Here is a 15,477-nt window from a genome sequence, read left to right on the forward strand (position 1 = left end):
AGGCCGGCTCCTACACCGAGCGTGCCGACTTGCGGCCCGACAAGGCGCCAAAACCTTCCACCAGCGCCTCCATCCCCTCCACCGTGGAGAGACGCTCGCGCACGTCGCGCAGCCAAGCGAAATTCGCCTCGCTCGGGTCATCCCCGAAGGACCGCTCGGCCTCTTTCAATTCCCTAGATAGCGCGTGAGCCTTGCGATGCAAGGCCGTCCGCTGCTGCCACCAGAGCCGCGCATCCTCTTTTGCGGTATCTGCGTAGGCTGGCCAGTCCATTTGCGGGTTGGCAAGGCTCCGGACCCGGCGGGAAAGAGCGTCGAGGTCAGTGCCACCGAGCCGCTCGGCGAGGGTATCCCACTGCCCGCCTTCCTCATGCGCCCCCTCCAGGTGGGCGGCGATGAGAGCCTGTCGGAGGTGGTCCGCCTCCGGATTGGCGAAGGGCAGGTCAGCCACCTCTTCCGCCGCCTCGTCCAGCAGGAAGGGATGGTTGATGAGGCAGAACAGCAGCAGTGCCTCATTGCGCGGCAGAGCCGCCAGCGGCCCGCGTACCAGCGCGGTGCGGGCGATTTCGCCGCCCACGGAGCCGAAGCCCACCTCCCGCCCGCGCCCGGGGCCGCGTTCGGCCCCGCGCCCGCCGGTACGGCCCATGCCCCAGCCGCCGCCCTTTCCCCCGCCGCCTTGCCAGCCGCTCGCCTGCCAGCCGCCGGGCCGGCCATCGCGCGCCCCGCCGCGTCCACCAGCGGGGGCGAGCAGCGCGCGCAGGCGCTCGTTCATCTCCTGGCGGTAATGCTTGCGCACGGTCTCGTCGGCGATGCCGTTCACGATCTCGTGGAGCCGCGCTTCCAGTGCCGCGCGGCGCTCGGGCGTGTCGAGGGGCGCGGCCTCGCTTTCCCGCGTCCAGAGCTCCGCCGCCAGCGGGCGGGCGCCGGCCAGCACCTGCTCCATGGCCTCGCGTCCAGAGCGGCGGATGAGGTCGTCGGGGTCCTGGCCCTCCGGCAGGGTGGCGAAGGACAGGGAACGCCCCGCCTTGAGGTGCGGCAGGGCGATGTCCATGGCGCGGCTGGCAGCCCGCAGCCCCGCCTTGTCGCCGTCGAACAGCAGCAACGGCTCCTCGGACATGCGCCACAGCAGCTGGAGCTGATCTTCCGTAAGGGCGGTGCCGAGGGGCGCCACGGTGCCGCCGAAGCCGGCCTCCACCATGGCGATCACGTCCACATAGCCTTCCACCACGATCACCCGCGCGCCCTTGTGGGCGCTCGCGCGGGCCTCGAAGCCGTTATAGAGCAGGCTGCCCTTGTGGAAGAGCACGGTTTCCGGCGAATTCAGGTACTTGGCCGGGACATCCTTCTCCAGCGCCCGCCCGCCGAAGGCCACCACCCGGCCCTTCAGGTCGGTGATGGGAAACATCACCCGGTCGCGGAAGCGGTCGTAGGGAACGGGGATGTCCTCGCCCGAGATGAGGAGGCCGCATTCCACCATGGCCTCCACCGGCACGCCCTGGCGGCCCAGCGCCTCCTTCAGGTGGAAGCGCTCGCCGGCGGAATAGCCCAGGTGGAAGCGCTGCTGGGTGGCGGGGCCGAGCTCGCGGTCCGCGAGGTAGCCGCGGGCCTTGGCGCCCAGGCGCGATTGCAGCGTTTCCTCGAAGTGCCGGGCGGCGAGCGCCATCACCTCGTAGAGCGACCGGCGGCGCTCCTCCTTGGCGGCGGCCTCGGGCGTCACCTCCGGTAGCGGCAGGCCGGCCATGGAGGCCAGCCGCTCCACCGCCTCGCCGAACGGCAGGCCTTCGGTCTCCATCAGGAAATCAAACACGTCGCCATGCTTGCCGGAGGAGAAGCAGTGGTAGAAGCCCTTCTGGTCGTTCACGAAAAAGGAGGGCGTCTTCTCCGCGTTGAAGGGCGAGAGGCCGGCGAACTCACGCCCCTGCTTCTTCAGCTTGACGCGCCGGCCCACCACCTCCGACACCGGCAGCCGGGCGCGGATCTCATCGAGGAACGCGGGAGAAAAGCGCATGCGCGAATCAGCTCAGCCAGGAACAGGGCAGGGGGCCGGAGCCTGGGCCGCCGCCCGTTAACGTCCGTCCATGTGATCCTACACCACCGGCGCACGGCCTTGCGCGCGGTCTTCAGGCCACATTGGGCGTGGTGAAAGGCTCCTGTGCGCCGCGCCCGCAATCCTCGTTATCCACAGGCGCTGATTCGGGCGGGACGATGACGAAAGGCGCACTCGCGGCGTGAGCTTTGCCGTGGACCGGGAGAGGTGCCGGCAGTAGCCTTCCCCGGGGCAACCGGGGCTTGGCCATGGACACGGTCATCAACTTTCTGAACACCATCTTCTGGGGCTATGTGCTGATCTACGGCCTCCTGGCGGTGGGCATCTATTTCACGCTGCGGCTCCGGTTCATCCAGGTGCGCCATTTCCCCGAGATGCTGCGCTCGGTGCTGCGGGCCAACGCCACCGACAAGTCGGGCATCACGCCGTTCCAGGCGCTGTGCACCTCGCTCGCCTCGCGGGTGGGCACCGGCAACATCGCCGGCGTGGCGGTGGCGCTCTATCTCGGCGGGCCGGGCTCCATCTTCTGGATGTGGGTGGTGGCCACTCTGGGCATGGCCACCGCCTTCGCCGAAAGCACCCTCGCCCAGCTTTACAAGGTGAAGGACGAGCAGGGCCGCTACCGCGGCGGCCCCGCCTTCTACATTGCCAAGGGGCTGAAGGCGCCGTGGGCCGGGGCGGTGTTCTCGGTGTGCCTCATCCTGTCCTTCGGGCTCGTATTCAATGCGGTGCAGGCCAATTCCATCGCCGATGCCATGGAAGGCGCCTTTGGCCTGCCCAAGCTCGGCACCGGCCTCGTCATCGCCGCGCTTGCGGGCGTCATCATCTTCGGCGGCATCGCGGCCATCGCCCGCACGGCGGAACTGGTGGTGCCCTTCATGGCGGGCGCCTACGTGCTGTTCGCGCTCTATGCGGTGGTCACCAACATCACCGAGGTGCCGGCCATGCTCTACCACATCGTCGCCAGCGCCTTCGGCGTGGATCAGGCGGTGGGCGGGGTGGCGGGCTCGGTCACCCTCGCCATGATGAACGGCGTGAAGCGCGGCCTGTTCTCCAACGAGGCAGGCATGGGCAGCGCGCCCAACATCGCCGCCGTGGCGACGCCCGACCCGCACCATCCGGTCAGCCAGGGCTTCGTGCAGTCGCTGGGCGTGTTCGTGGACACCATCGTCATCTGCACCGCCACGGCGCTGGTGATCCTGCTCGCCGATGTGCTGGTGCCGGGCAACGGCGTCACCGGAACCCAGCTCACCCAGGCGGCGATGGAAGTGCACGTCGGCTCGGCCGGGCGCTATTTCGTGGCCATCGCCATCTTCTTCTTCGCCTTCACCTCCATCATCGGCAACTATTCCTATGCCGAGAATGCCCTGGTGTTCCTCGGGCACGGGCATGTGGCCGGGGTGGCGGTGCTGCGCATCGCACTGCTGGCCATGGTGGTGTGGGGGGCGCTGGAAAGCGTCACCACCGTGTTCAACACGGCGGACGCCGCCATGGGGCTGATGGCCTCCATCAACCTCGTGGCCATCCTGCTCCTGTCCGGTCTCGTATCCAGGCTGGCGGCGGATTATCTCGCCAAGCGCCGCGCCGGCGAGGAACCCATGTTCCTCGCAAGCGACATGCCGGAGCTGAAGGACGAGATCGACACGCAGATCTGGAGCCGTCGCTAGCGCGATTTCCGCTCGCACCGGCTCGCGGAGATCGCTCTAGGCCCTTGATGCCAGTCACTTTCATCATGCGCCGGTATCCGCTTCGCCTGAAAATGCTCCAGGGGCGGTACCCGGCGGGGCTGCGTGTCCCCGCCGGAAGCATCACGCATCTCAGCCGGCGGTGAGGGCTTCCTTCACCCACTGGGAGGCCTTGCCGAAGTCGATGGCGCCGGCGTGGCGCTCCTTCAGCGCGGCCATGGTGCGGCCCATGTCCTTGATGCCCTTGGCCTCGATCTCGCCGATGACGGCGGCGATGGCGGCGCGGGTGTCCGCCTCGCACAGGGCCTGCGGCAGGAAGGCCTGGATGCAGGCGATTTCCTCGCGCTCCTGGGTGGCGAGCTCGGGACGTCCGTTCTCATCGTAGATCTTGGCGCTTTCCTCGCGCTGCTTCACCATCTTGGCGAGCAGGGCGCGCAGCTCGTCGTCTGTCAGGGGGTCCTTGCCCTGGCCGCGCTGCTCGATGTCGCGGTCCTTCAGGGCGGCGTTGACGAGGCGCAGGGTGGACAGGCGGCGCTTATCCTGGGCCTTCATCGCCTCTTTCAGGGCGGCGTTGATGTCGTCACGAAGCACGGGTCGGTTTCCTTGCAGAAGAGCCGGGCGCGGAATGCGGGCAGGCCGGCCGGGCGGGGCGCTCACGACCTCGCGGCGTGAGGGCACCTGGGCCACCGGGCAGGGACAGCCGCGCGTTCACGTGAATGTTCACAGGCTCGGGCTCGAATGGTCCAGCGTCGTGTCACACATCCCGGCGATAAGGTCCCGGCATGCTCGGTGCCTCCGGATGCGCTCCCTTCTGTGGGGGGCGTCGCAAGGACTGCCTGGCGGCCGGGCCGGATCTCAAAGCGCCGGGCACCGGCGCACACGTTTTTTCGCGCGCGGACGCTGGAAACGCGGCGCGTGACGCTCTATCTAGGCGATCCATGACGAACGAACAAGACCAGACCCCCACCGAGCCGGTTGCCGCCGGCTCCGGGCGCTCTTCCGCGGCTGACGGCTGGAGCGAGCCCGTCCCCACCGCCGTTCTCGTCCTCGCCGACGGCACGGTGCTCGAAGGCTTCGGCATCGGTGCCGAGGCCACGCTCGCCGGCGAGGTGTGCTTCAACACCGCCATGACCGGCTATGAGGAAGTCCTCACCGATCCGTCCTATTCGGGGCAGATCATCACCTTTACCTTCCCGCACATCGGCAATGTCGGCACCAATGAAGAGGACATCGAGACGGTGTCCATGGCGGCCGCATCGGGCGTGCGGGGGGTGGTGCTGCGCACGGCCATTACCGCGCCGTCCAACTACCGCGCCACGCGCTCGCTCGACGCCTGGCTGAAGGCGCGCGGCATTCCCGGCATCACCGGCATCGACACGCGCGCCCTTACCGCGCTCATCCGCGAGGCGGGCATGCCGAACGCGGTCATCGCCCATTCGCAAAAGGGGGAGTTCGATATCCCCGCCCTCAAGGCCGAGGCGCGCGCCTGGCCGGGACTGGTGGGCATGGATCTCGTGCCCTCCGTCACTGCCGCCCAGCGCTTCGACTGGACCGAGACACCCTGGGAATGGCCCGCGGGTTATGGCCGGCAGGATGCCCCCAGGCACCATGTGGTGGCTGTGGACTATGGCGTGAAGCGCAACATCCTGCGCCTGCTCGCCGCTGCCGGCTGCAAGGTGACTGTGGTGCCCGCCACCACCTCCGCCGAGGATATCCTGGCGCTGAAGCCCGATGGCGTGTTCCTTTCCAACGGCCCCGGCGATCCCGCAGCCACGGGGGAATATGCGGTGCCGGTGATCCGCGAGGTCATCTCGGCCGGCGTGCCCACCTTCGGCATCTGCCTCGGCCACCAGATGATCGGCCTCGCCGTGGGCGGCAAGACCGTGAAGATGCACCAGGGCCACCACGGCGCGAACCACCCCGTGAAGGACCTCACCACCGGCAAGGTGGAGATCACCTCCATGAACCACGGCTTTGCCGTGGACCGGGAGAGCCTGCCGGCCAATGCGGTGGAGACCCATGTCTCCCTGTTCGACGGCTCCAATGCCGGCATCGCCCTTTCCGACAAGCCGGTGTTTTCAGTGCAGTACCACCCGGAGGCCAGCCCCGGCCCCCAGGACAGCCACTATCTGTTTGATCGGTTCGTGGCGCTGATCGAGAAGAATAAGGCGGCCTGAGTCGCCATCACCGCCCCGCCGCGGCTGCGCGCGGGGCGGTTTTCGCCGCGTCCTCGGGCGTGCGTAGATGCCGCCGCGGCGGCCTTTCCTCTCCAGAAGAATCTCTTCCGGCATCGCCGCGGCTCCGCGCCGTGGGTGGCGGCGCAGTCACGTCTTTTTGCGGCTGCGCCCCGATACCGTGTGGCTGGTCGACAGCGGTATCCGGCCGACGCACAACGGTATTATGCGCCAAAATGTCGCGCTTTCCGTTGACAGGGCGATTTGTCGCGGCCCAGCATGGGCCGTCCGGCAATTGCCGGGCGCCATCGGGGCAGGAGCCTTCGCAAGACGCCGCCCAGCGGGCGGGGGGAGGGAACGCCAGTGATCACCGTGGACGATATCCTGCGCGCCAAGCGCGACACCCGCATTATCGCCATTCGCGTCTCCGACACGGTGGCCAAGGCCACCTTGCTGATGAAGCGCGAGAACGTCTCGTCCGTGCTGGTGATGGACGACTGCGGTTCTGAGCATGGCACCGTCATCGGCCTGTTTTCCGAGCGCGACGTCGCGCGCGCCGTCCTGGCCCATGGGGCGCAGGCGCCGGGCATGGTGCTCGCCTCCTTCCTGGAGCGGGAGCCCACGTGCTGCACGCCCACGGATTCCATCATCACCGCCCTGCGGCTCATGGATGAGAACCAGGTGCGCCACCTGCCGGTGATGGAGGATTTCGCCCTCGTCGGGGTCATCAGCGCCACCGATCTGCTCCGCCATTTCCTGCGCGAGGCCGAAGCACAGGGCCATGCCGACGCCCTGCTGGCGAGCGGGGCGCCGGAGCTGACGGTGCTGAGCTGAGGCAGATCAGGCCGCGCTCGCGCGCGAGCCCGCCTCAGGCACGGGCGGCTGACAGGTGTGCGAGCAGCCCGAGGGTGGAGCCGGAGGCGCCTTCAGGCGCCTCTTCGCCGCGGACCGCGGGCAGGAGAGCGGTGGCGAGCTCCTTGCCCAGCTCCACGCCCCATTGGTCGAAGGCGTTGATGTTCCACACCGCCGCCTCCACGAACACCCGGTGCTCGTAGAGGGCCAGGAGCCGGCCGAGGGTGTAGGGATCGAGCCGGCGATACGCGAGGGTGACCGACGGGCGGTTTCCGGAGAAGACCCGATGCGGCGCCAGCGCCGCCGCCTCGGCCTCGGAAAGGCCCTTCTCCCGCAGCTGCGCGGAGGCCTCCTCCAGAGTGCGCCCGCACATCAGCGCTTCCGATTGGGCGAGGCAGCTCGCCACCAGAAGCTCATGATGCTCGCGCAGCTCGGGCTCATGGCCTTCGGCGGCCACCAGGAACTCCACGGGCACGATCTGCGTGCCCTGGTGGAGAAGCTGGAAGAAGGCATGCTGGGCATTGGTGCCGGGCTCGCCCCACACCACCGGCCCGGTGGCCTGGGCCACGGGCAGCCCCTCCCGCGTCACGCCCTTGCCGTTGCTCTCCATGTCGAGCTGCTGGAGGTAGGCCGGCATGCGCGCGAGCCGCTGGTCATAGGGCACCACGGCGCGGCTGGCGTAATCGCAGACATTGCGGTGCCACAGGCCCACGAGCGCGAGCAGCACAGGCAGGTTCTGCGCGAAGGGCGCGGTGCGGAAGTGCCGGTCCATGGATTCGGCGCCGGCCAGCAGCTCGCGGAAGCGCTCCGGCCCGATGGCCAGCATCACCGGCAGGCCGATGGCCGACCACAGCGAGTAGCGCCCGCCGACCCAGTCCCAGAAGCCGAAGGTGCGCGCCTGCGGGATGCCGAAGGCGGCGACCTTGTCGCCGGCGGTGGACACTGCCGCGAAGTGGAGGCCGACCGCCTCCTCGCCAAGCGCGGTGACGATCCAGGCCCGCGCCGTGCGCGCGTTGCGCATGGTCTCCACGGTGGTGAAGGTCTTGGAGGCGACGATGATAAGGGTGGTGGCGGGGTCCAGCCCCCTGAGCGTGTCGGCCACATGGGCGCCGTCCACGTTGGAGACGAAGTGGCAGCGGGGGCCGTCGTGGTAGGGTGCCAGCGCCTGGGTGACCATGGCGGGGCCCAGATCCGAGCCGCCGATGCCGATGTTGACCACATCGGTGATGGCACGGCCGGTGGCGCCGGCGATGCGGCCGGCGCGCACGCCCTCCGCGAAGGCGGCGAGCCGCTCCAGCGTGGCGCGGACCTCCACCTTCACGTCCACCCCGTCGAGCATGAGGGGCGTTATGGTGCTGTCGCGCAGGGCGACATGGAGCACGGCGCGATTCTCGGTGGTGTTGATGCGCGCGCCGGCGAACATGGCGTCACGCAGCCGGGCGACGCCAGCAGCTTCCGCGACCCGCAGCAGCAGGGCGAGGGAATCGGCGTCGAGCTCGGTCTTGGAGAAGTCGAGCAGCAGGTCGCCATCCGCGCGGGAGAAGGCGGCAAAGCGGCCGGGCTCGGCATTGAGCACGCGCAGGTCGCGGCGGGCCGCGGCGCGGGTCGAGGAAAGCATACGCCACAGGGGCTGGGTCGCGGTCATGGACGAAGGGATCCCTCGACCGTCCGGCGACCCCCCGGCGGCGCCGAGCGAGCCGTCGGCATCCGGTCTCACGGAGGTTGACGTACCGGAGACACCCATGCTCCCCGAGGTTGACAGCAGTACGTCGCTCATGTGCCGGCATTGCCCGATTGGAGGCGATAGCGTGGTGGACTGATGAACCAGACGGGGCAGGCTGGTTCCCAGGACCGCCGGCATGCCCGTGCGGGGCTGGCGCCCACAGCCGGCTCTTCTTTCCTATAGCACGGCGCGCTGGCGTTGCACCGGGGGCGTGCGCCCTTGCCGGGCAGCGCCGCGGCTGGAGGTATCGACGTCGGTCGCGCGAGCAAGTTTTCAACAGGCCTGGAGGCGGCAAGTCCCGTGGGGCACTGCTGCGTTCCGCTGATGGCCACAAGCTTTACGCGGATGAAGTAGCGCGTATTGCACAGCGCATCCGCGCCACACGCGAAATCCCGGTGCGGCTGAGTCCAGGCACCAGGAGTCAAAACGAAAATCCGCGCGGCTTGACCACGCGGATTTCGAAATTCACGAGATCGGTCCTGAAGGTACGCTGCCGTTCCGCCATTTGGCAAGGAGGCGGCAGGAAACCTTCAGCGGCTGCGCGGCTTGGAGGGCAGCAGGCCTTCGCGCTGGGCGCGCTTGCGCGCCAGCTTGCGGGCGCGGCGGATGGCTTCCGCCTGCTCGCGCGCGCGCTTCTCGGACGGCTTCTCGTAATGACCACGCAGCTTCATCTCGCGGAAGATCCCTTCGCGCTGCATCTTCTTCTTGAGCGCCTTCAGGGCCTGATCAACATTGTTGTCGCGGACGAGAACTTGCACGTGTTTGCCTCTTCGAACTGTTGCGCCGATCCGGTGCGGAATTGATCTGGGACTCCGAACCCTGGGGCAAAGCGCCGAGCGGCGCCCTTGCGGCATGTCCGAAGGAAGCGCTCTATTATCAGAGATGAACGTGGTTGTCCACCCGCCCGGGTTGGGCGGCTTTGCCGCGCGAGCCCTTGCGCCGGCTCAATATTCGGCGCCCAGGAGTCCCCTGGCGAAGGTTGGGGCGGGGGCCTCGGCGGGTGTGCCGCCATCCGTATCGGTCAGGAATCGGATCACCGGGGGGCGGCGCAGCTCGCCGCCACGGAATCGGTATTGCGGCACGGGCGGCAGGTCGGCCTGGCGGCGGCGGTGGCGCTGGGAGGCCCGGCAGAGGCCGTCCAGTTCGTCCCGGAGCTTGAGATCCTGGAAAAAGTCCCGTGCGATGGCGAGCCCGCGGATGAAGCGCAGCTCAATCTCAATCAGGCGCCAGCCGCAGAACCGCCCTGATCGCGCCAGCGTCAGCGCCATCTGCCGGGCATCGGACAAAGCTTCGCCGTTGGCCATCCGGGGGTCCCCCGCTGCCGAAAAGAATCACCAAGGACTGATTCGCTAATGGTTGTATCACACCGCGACTCGGCGGTGTCAGCAGCTTTTGCCCGCGCCGTTGTGAAATGCGCCGCCCTCGGGCCAGACGCGGTTCACGTGCCCCATCTTGCGGCCCGGGCGGGCCTCGGCCTTGCCGTAGAGATGCAGGCGGGCGCCTGGCTCCGACAGGATCTCCGGCCAGGAAAGCACGTCGTCGCCGATGAGATTGGTCATCTCCACGCGGCCGAGACGTCCCGTCTCCCCGAGCGGCCAGCCGGCCACGGCCCGCACATGCTGCTCGAACTGGGAGCTGACGGACCCGTCCTGGGTCCAGTGGCCGGAATTGTGTACGCGCGGGGCGATCTCATTCACCAGCACGCGCTCGTCGGCACCATGGCCGACCACGAACAGTTCCACCGCGAACACGCCCACATAGTCCAGGGCGCCGGCGATGGCGCAGGCGAAGGCGCGGGCCTGCCGCGCGGTGGCCGCGCTCACCTCTGCGGGCACAGTGGAGGTGTGCAGGATATGGTTGCGGTGGACGTTCTGCGTCACCTCATAGGCGGCGAAGGCGTCGTCGGCGCGGCGGGCCGCGATGATGGACACCTCCCGCTCGAACGGTACAAAGCCTTCGAGGATGGCGCTCTGCCGGCCGATGGCGTCCCAGGCGGCGGAAAGGTCGTCGCCGGGGCGCAGCGTCACCTGTCCCTTGCCGTCATAGCCGAAGCGGCGGGTCTTCAGCACCGCCGGCAGGCCGACCGCTTTCGCCGCGCGGATGAGGCCGTCGAGGTCGTCTACGGGCGCGAAGGGAGCGGTCTCTATCCCGAGGCCGTTGACGAAGGTCTTTTCCTGGAGCCGATCCTGGGTGAGGGCCAGGGCGCGGGCGCCGGGCCGCAGCGGCACGCGCCCGGCCAGGAACTCCGCAGTATCGAGCGGCACGTTCTCGAACTCGTAGGTCACCACCTGCACCATCGCGGCGAAGCGCGCGAGGGCCTCGAAATCGTCGTAGGCGGCGCAGATGTGGGCGTCGCTCACCTGGAAGGCGGGGCTTCCCGCCTCCGGGCAGTAGATGATGCTCTTGAGGCCAAGCTGGGCGGCCGCGAGCGCGATCATGCGTCCGAGCTGGCCTCCGCCGAGGATGCCGATGGTGTCGCCGGGCTGAAGCATCGGATCAGACGGGACGCTCCGTCACCGCCGCGGTGCGCGCGGCGCGCCAGGCGGCAAGCCGCGTGGCCAGGGCCTCGTCGCCAAGGGCGAGCACGGACGCGGCAAGCAGCGCCGCATTGGTGGCGCCGGCCTTGCCGATGGCGAGGGTGCCGACAGGCACGCCGGCCGGCATCTGCACGATGGAATAGAGGCTGTCGAGGCCCGACATGGCCTTCGATTCCACGGGCACGCCGAAAACCGGCAGGGTGGTGAGCGCAGCCACCATGCCCGGCAGGTGCGCCGCGCCGCCCGCGCCGGCGATGATGACCTTGCAGCCGGACGCCTTGGCCGACTTGGCAAAGTCAAACATGCGCTCCGGCGTGCGATGCGCGGAGACGATCAGGGCGTCGTGCGGGATCTCGAGCGCTTCCAGCGTCTCAACCGCGTGGCGCATGGTTTCCCAATCGGACTGGCTGCCCATGATGACGGCCACCGGCCGCGATGCCATTTCGATCACCCTCAACAAACGCAAAGCGCGCGTTTATCGGATCGGCGCAGCGTCGGCAAGGGGCAAGCCCGGCATTGGCGTGCACGCGATGTCGGGGGCACCGGCAGGCGGGGCCACCACGGTGCGGTTGCGGCCGTCGTTCTTGGCGGCGTAGAGCGCCACGTCGGCCTTCTTGAGGAACTGGTCCAGGCTCTCGCCCGGCTCGTACTGCGCCACGCCGAGGGAGATGGTGACGGAAACCGTGCCGCCGGAGGGCAGCGGAACCTTGGTTTCGGCGACGGCGATGCGCAGGCGCTCGGCCTCGTCCAGCGCCTTGCGCGCGTCATGGTCCGGCAGGATGGCGACGAATTCCTCGCCGCCCAGCCGCGCCGCTTGGCCGGGCGCCCGCCGCACTTCCGCAGCGACCGCCTTCAACACGCAGTCGCCGGCATCGTGGCCCTTGGTGTCGTTGATCTTCTTGAAATGGTCGATGTCGAACATCACCAGCGAGACCGGGCGGTCCTCGCCGGCAGCGACGCAGACCGCCTCGGCACGCTCGAAGAAGGCGCGGCGGTTCAGAAGGCCGGTCAGCGAATCGACGGTCGCGAGGCGGATCAGCTCGCGCCGGGCCTGGTTCATGCGCTCTGCGGCGCGCAGCCGGGCGTAGAGCTCGGCCGGAACCGGGGGCTTGGCCACGAAGTCGTCGGCCCCCGAATCGAGCGCCTCCACCAACTGGTGGCCATCGGCATTGGAGGACATGGCGATCACATAGAGCGGGCGCCCCTCGTTCGAGATCAGCCGCGCCTCCCAGCACAGCTCCAGCCCGGAGACGTGGGGCAGCTCGAAGCTGGTCATCAGCACGTCGATGGGATGGCCGGCCCGCAGGTAGTCGAGCGCGTCGGCACCGTCCGAGAAGGCGATCACCTCGTGCCCGACCAGATGCAGCGTCTGGCCGATCAGCTTGAGGGAAACGCGACTGGGATCCGCCAGAACGATTTGCATCTCAGTCGCCGTGTCTTGCCGTGGAGGTCGCGAGCATCGGCCCCCGGAGCGCGGGATCGGCCGCCTGGGGGAGGTGCATCAGAATCGGCCGGAAGCGGGCCCGCTTCCGGCAACCCCACGCCTATCTCCGGGCGGAGCGCTTACGTCAAGCGGCTCTTTGTGAAGGAGGCGGGGCGCGGCATTCTACCGCCAGCGGCGGTGCAACCAAAGCCATTGCTCCGGGTGCTCGCGCACCCATCCCTCGATGACCGAAGTGACAGCCTGCATGGCGCCGACCACCTCGATCTTGTCCTCCTCATCGCGGGGCAAGGCCACTTCCTCGGTGATCTCCACGCGGAACCGGGCGCCGGGCAGGCGGACGACGCGCATGCCGTGCACGGGGCAGTCGAACTGGCGGGCGAGCCGCGCCAGCGTGGGATTGGCATAGCAGGGGCGGCCGAAGAAGTTCACCTTCGGGCCGCCGCTCCAATGCTGGTCCACCAGCATGCCCAGGTGCTGGCCGTCCGCGAGCATTCGCGCCATGACGCGGCCGGCATCGCGGCCGGCGCGGATGAGCCCCGGCATGTTGCCGGCGCGCATCTCCTCGATGAGGTCGGCGGCCTTCTTGTTGTTGGGCGCGCGGTAGAGCACGCCGCCCGGCATCCCGAACTTGGCGCCGGCAACGGCGCACAGCTCCCAGTCCCCCGTGTGGGCGGTGAAGAACAGGGCGGGGCGGTCGTCATCGCGCAGGCGCTCGAAGATCTCCACGCCCTTCACCTCAATGCGGCCGGCGCCTGGATGAGCAGGGTCATAGTCCCACAACCGGTCCTGCTGGGCGAAATCGGCGGCGAGCCGGCCCATGTTGGCCCAGACGCCTCGCACCAGATGCTCGATTTCGGCGCGGCTTTTTTCGGGAAAGGCAGCCCGGAGATTGCGCCGGGCGGTGTTGCTGACCGGGAAAAGGGGACCGACGAGACGCGCCCAGAAGGCCATGCCGCCGGAGGACAGCCACAGCGGCCATAGGCGCAGCCACCAGATGGAAAAGCGGACATAGCCGCCCACCACGCTCTCCACCACCGGCGTGAGCAGGGCGGAAAGGCGCTTCTTGAGGCGGCGAAAAGGTTTCTTCGGCTTCGGCACGGTGGCTCGATGGCTCAGGCGGGCCGGCGGCAGGGGCGCGCGGGAAATCGCCCGCGCGCCCCGTTCCGCCGGTCCTTATCAGAACTGGACGACGATTTTGCCGAACACCCGGCGGCTTTCGAGGCGCTCCAGCCCCTCGTTGAAGTTTTCGAGCGGCACCACCGTGTCGATCACCGGCTTGACACCGCGGCCCATCTTCTCGAGGCCATCGGCCACATTCCGGATGGTGGCGCCGAAGGAGCCGAAAATCTTGTACTGGCGCTGGAAGAGCTGCATCAGGTTCATCTGCACGCTCACGCCCGAGGTGGAGCCACAGGTGACCAGCCGCGCGCCCGGCTTCATGGAGAGCAGGGAGGCGTTCCAGGTGTCGGCGCCCACATGCTCGAACACCACGTCCACGCCGACCTTCTTGGTGATCTTGCGCACCTCGTGCTCGAAGCGGTCGCGGCGGTAGTTGATGACGTGGTCTGCGCCCAGGGCCTTCGCCTTCTCGCCCTTCTCGTCGTCGCCGACGGTGGTGATGACGGTGGCGCCCACGTCCTTGGCGAGGCGAATGGCAGCGGAGCCGATGCCCGAGCCGCCGGCGTGCACCAGCACGGTCTCACCCTTTTCGAGCCTGGCATTGTCGAACAGCATGTGCTCGACGGTGGAGAAGGTGATGCCGGCGCAGGCGGCCTCCGCGAAGGAGATCCCCTGCGGTGCGGGGATCACGAGCCGCTCGGGCATGTTGATGACGTCGCGGGCGAAGCCGTCGATGTGGAAGCCCAGCACGCCGCCCACGCTCTCGCACAGATTGTCGCGCCCGGCGAGACAGTTGTGGCAGTGGCCGCAGGTCATGGCGCCGTACATGGCTACGGTCTGGCCCACCTTGAGTCCGCGCACGTCGGCGCCCAGCGCCACGATCTCGCCGGCCGCTTCCGCGCCCACCACCAGCGGCATCTTCCGCTTGGCGAAGGCCATGCCGCGCCAGCCCCACACGTCGATATGGTTGAGCGCCAGCGCCTTCACGCGGATCTGCACCTCGCCGGCGCCGGGCGCCTCGGGCTCGGGCAGGGTCACGAGTTCGAGCTTGCGGTCGGAGACGAGCTGGAGGCCACGCATTCTTTTTCTCTGAAGTTGGTGTCAGCGGTGGGCAGGGAGGGCCGCGGAGAGCCCGCCGTCCACCGGCAGGACGGCGCCGGTCATATAGCCCGCGCCGGGGGAGAAGAGGAAGGCCGCCACTTGCGCTACGTCATCGGGCGTGGCGAAGCGGCCGGCGGGGATCTGCGCCTCCATCCTGGCGCGGTAGTCCGCATACTTCTCCAGCATGGCGGTATCGATGAAGCCGGGGGCGATGTAGTTCGCCGTCACCCCCCGCCGGGCGGTCTCAATGGCGAGGCCGCGCACATGGGCCAGCAGGGCCGCCTTGGAGGCTGCATAGGCCACGTTGCCGGGATTGGCCTGGAGGGCCGCCACCGAGCCGATGGCGACGATGCGCCCCTCGCGCGCCCGCGTCATGGGCCGCACGAGGGCGCGGGCGAGCCGGGCGAAGGCGAAGTGATTCACCTGCATCACCGCCTCGGCCTTGTCCTGGTCCATCATGGCGGCGAGCGTGTCATAGGAGGCGCCGGCATTGTGGCAGAAGCCGAACCAGGGCGCGCCCGCCTCCAGCTCCCCCGCGAACGCCTCCACGGCCTCCCGGTCCGCAAGGTCCAGGGCGCGCGCGCTCACCTGCGCACCGGGATGGGCCGCGCGGGCCTCGTCCAGCAGCGCCTGCGCCTCGGCGGCCGCCGAGCGGTAGGTGAAGGTGACCGCGAAGCCCGCCTCCACCAGCCGGCGCACGATGGCCGCGCCGAGGCCCCGGCCGCCGCCGGTGACGAGGATGGACTTCATCAGGGATGTCCGGACATGGGCTCCCCCACGCGCGGGGGAGCGGGGGGA

Annotated in this window: 14 protein-coding genes; 3 read left to right on the forward strand and 11 right to left on the reverse strand. The window is 68.9% G+C overall.

The window, feature by feature from the left end; translation table 11 throughout:
* Positions 1-10 precede the first annotated feature (10 nt).
* Positions 11-2,005 carry a DNA primase gene (gene dnaG / locus V5F61_RS08115; protein ID WP_393989920.1) on the reverse strand — a complete coding sequence of 665 codons (1,995 nt, stop codon included), beginning with the start codon at positions 2,003-2,005 and terminating at the stop codon, positions 11-13.
* A gap of 287 nt (positions 2,006-2,292) precedes the next feature.
* Here dnaG and V5F61_RS08120 point away from each other — a divergent pair, with 287 nt between their 5' ends.
* On the forward strand, positions 2,293-3,711 hold the full coding sequence (locus V5F61_RS08120; RefSeq protein WP_393989921.1) for an alanine/glycine:cation symporter family protein: 1,419 nt from the start codon (positions 2,293-2,295) through the stop codon (positions 3,709-3,711).
* Between the two features lie 150 nt (positions 3,712-3,861).
* On the opposite strand, the gene V5F61_RS08125 is transcribed toward V5F61_RS08120, so the two are convergent.
* On the reverse strand, positions 3,862-4,320 hold the full coding sequence (locus tag V5F61_RS08125; protein WP_393989922.1) for a GatB/YqeY domain-containing protein: 459 nt from the start codon (positions 4,318-4,320) through the stop codon (positions 3,862-3,864).
* A 347-nt stretch (positions 4,321-4,667) separates the two neighbouring features.
* Between V5F61_RS08125 and carA the strand changes: the two genes are divergently transcribed.
* Both carA and V5F61_RS08135 read left to right on the forward strand, forming a co-directional pair.
* A complete protein-coding gene (carA, locus tag V5F61_RS08130) occupies positions 4,668-5,906 on the forward strand; it encodes a glutamine-hydrolyzing carbamoyl-phosphate synthase small subunit (RefSeq protein WP_393989923.1) in 1,239 nt (412 codons plus the stop codon).
* A gap of 360 nt (positions 5,907-6,266) precedes the next feature.
* Positions 6,267-6,737 (forward strand): CBS domain-containing protein, encoded by a 471-nt coding sequence (locus tag V5F61_RS08135; RefSeq protein WP_393989924.1) that lies wholly within the window; start codon positions 6,267-6,269, stop codon positions 6,735-6,737.
* Positions 6,738-6,771: 34 nt separating this feature from the next.
* Here the strand turns inward: V5F61_RS08135 and pgi are convergent, their stop codons facing one another.
* The 9 genes from pgi to V5F61_RS08180 form a co-directional block, all read right to left on the reverse strand.
* Complete coding sequence (gene pgi, locus V5F61_RS08140) at positions 6,772-8,400, reverse strand: glucose-6-phosphate isomerase (protein ID WP_393989925.1); 1,629 nt, start codon at positions 8,398-8,400, stop codon at positions 6,772-6,774.
* A 608-nt stretch (positions 8,401-9,008) separates the two neighbouring features.
* Positions 9,009-9,236 carry a 30S ribosomal protein S21 gene (gene rpsU, locus V5F61_RS08145; RefSeq protein WP_234052638.1) on the reverse strand — a complete coding sequence of 76 codons (228 nt, stop codon included), beginning with the start codon at positions 9,234-9,236 and terminating at the stop codon, positions 9,009-9,011.
* A 186-nt stretch (positions 9,237-9,422) separates the two neighbouring features.
* A complete protein-coding gene (locus V5F61_RS08150; protein ID WP_394104025.1) occupies positions 9,423-9,746 on the reverse strand; it encodes a hypothetical protein in 324 nt (107 codons plus the stop codon).
* A 114-nt stretch (positions 9,747-9,860) separates the two neighbouring features.
* Entirely contained in the window at positions 9,861-10,970 is a 1,110-nt protein-coding gene (locus tag V5F61_RS08155) for a 5-(carboxyamino)imidazole ribonucleotide synthase (protein ID WP_393989927.1), read from the reverse strand.
* Between the two features lie 4 nt (positions 10,971-10,974).
* Entirely contained in the window at positions 10,975-11,457 is a 483-nt protein-coding gene (gene purE, locus V5F61_RS08160) for a 5-(carboxyamino)imidazole ribonucleotide mutase (RefSeq protein ID WP_393989928.1), read from the reverse strand.
* A gap of 33 nt (positions 11,458-11,490) precedes the next feature.
* Complete coding sequence (locus V5F61_RS08165; protein WP_393989929.1) at positions 11,491-12,438, reverse strand: diguanylate cyclase; 948 nt, start codon at positions 12,436-12,438, stop codon at positions 11,491-11,493.
* Between the two features lie 183 nt (positions 12,439-12,621).
* Entirely contained in the window at positions 12,622-13,557 is a 936-nt protein-coding gene (locus V5F61_RS08170; protein WP_393989930.1) for a lipid A biosynthesis lauroyl acyltransferase, read from the reverse strand.
* A gap of 78 nt (positions 13,558-13,635) precedes the next feature.
* Positions 13,636-14,658, reverse strand: coding sequence for a zinc-binding dehydrogenase (locus tag V5F61_RS08175; RefSeq protein WP_393989931.1), 1,023 nt, complete (start codon positions 14,656-14,658; stop codon positions 13,636-13,638).
* 21 nt (positions 14,659-14,679) lie between these two features.
* Complete coding sequence (locus V5F61_RS08180; RefSeq protein ID WP_393989932.1) at positions 14,680-15,429, reverse strand: SDR family oxidoreductase; 750 nt, start codon at positions 15,427-15,429, stop codon at positions 14,680-14,682.
* Positions 15,430-15,477: the final 48 nt, after the last annotated feature.

The organism is Xanthobacter sediminis (assembly GCF_043195015.1).
Lineage (GTDB): Bacteria > Pseudomonadota > Alphaproteobacteria > Rhizobiales > Xanthobacteraceae > Xanthobacter.

What these genes read in the sequence shown, in the direction of transcription:
- V5F61_RS08175 (WP_393989931.1), bottom strand. Translation starts at nt 14,658, where the DNA reads ATGCGTGGCCTCCAGCTCGTCTCCGACCGCAAGCTCGAACTCGTGACC.
- V5F61_RS08155 (WP_393989927.1), bottom strand. Translation starts at nt 10,970, where the DNA reads ATGCTTCAGCCCGGCGACACCATCGGCATCCTCGGCGGAGGCCAGCTC.
- pgi (WP_393989925.1), bottom strand. Translation starts at nt 8,400, where the DNA reads ATGACCGCGACCCAGCCCCTGTGGCGTATGCTTTCCTCGACCCGCGCC.
- purE (WP_393989928.1), bottom strand. Translation starts at nt 11,457, where the DNA reads ATGGCATCGCGGCCGGTGGCCGTCATCATGGGCAGCCAGTCCGATTGG.
- V5F61_RS08120 (WP_393989921.1), top strand. Translation starts at nt 2,293, where the DNA reads ATGGACACGGTCATCAACTTTCTGAACACCATCTTCTGGGGCTATGTG.
- V5F61_RS08165 (WP_393989929.1), bottom strand. Translation starts at nt 12,438, where the DNA reads ATGCAAATCGTTCTGGCGGATCCCAGTCGCGTTTCCCTCAAGCTGATC.
- V5F61_RS08150 (WP_394104025.1), bottom strand. Translation starts at nt 9,746, where the DNA reads ATGGCGCTGACGCTGGCGCGATCAGGGCGGTTCTGCGGCTGGCGCCTG.
- V5F61_RS08180 (WP_393989932.1), bottom strand. Translation starts at nt 15,429, where the DNA reads ATGAAGTCCATCCTCGTCACCGGCGGCGGCCGGGGCCTCGGCGCGGCC.
- dnaG (WP_393989920.1), bottom strand. Translation starts at nt 2,005, where the DNA reads ATGCGCTTTTCTCCCGCGTTCCTCGATGAGATCCGCGCCCGGCTGCCG.
- carA (WP_393989923.1), top strand. Translation starts at nt 4,668, where the DNA reads ATGACGAACGAACAAGACCAGACCCCCACCGAGCCGGTTGCCGCCGGC.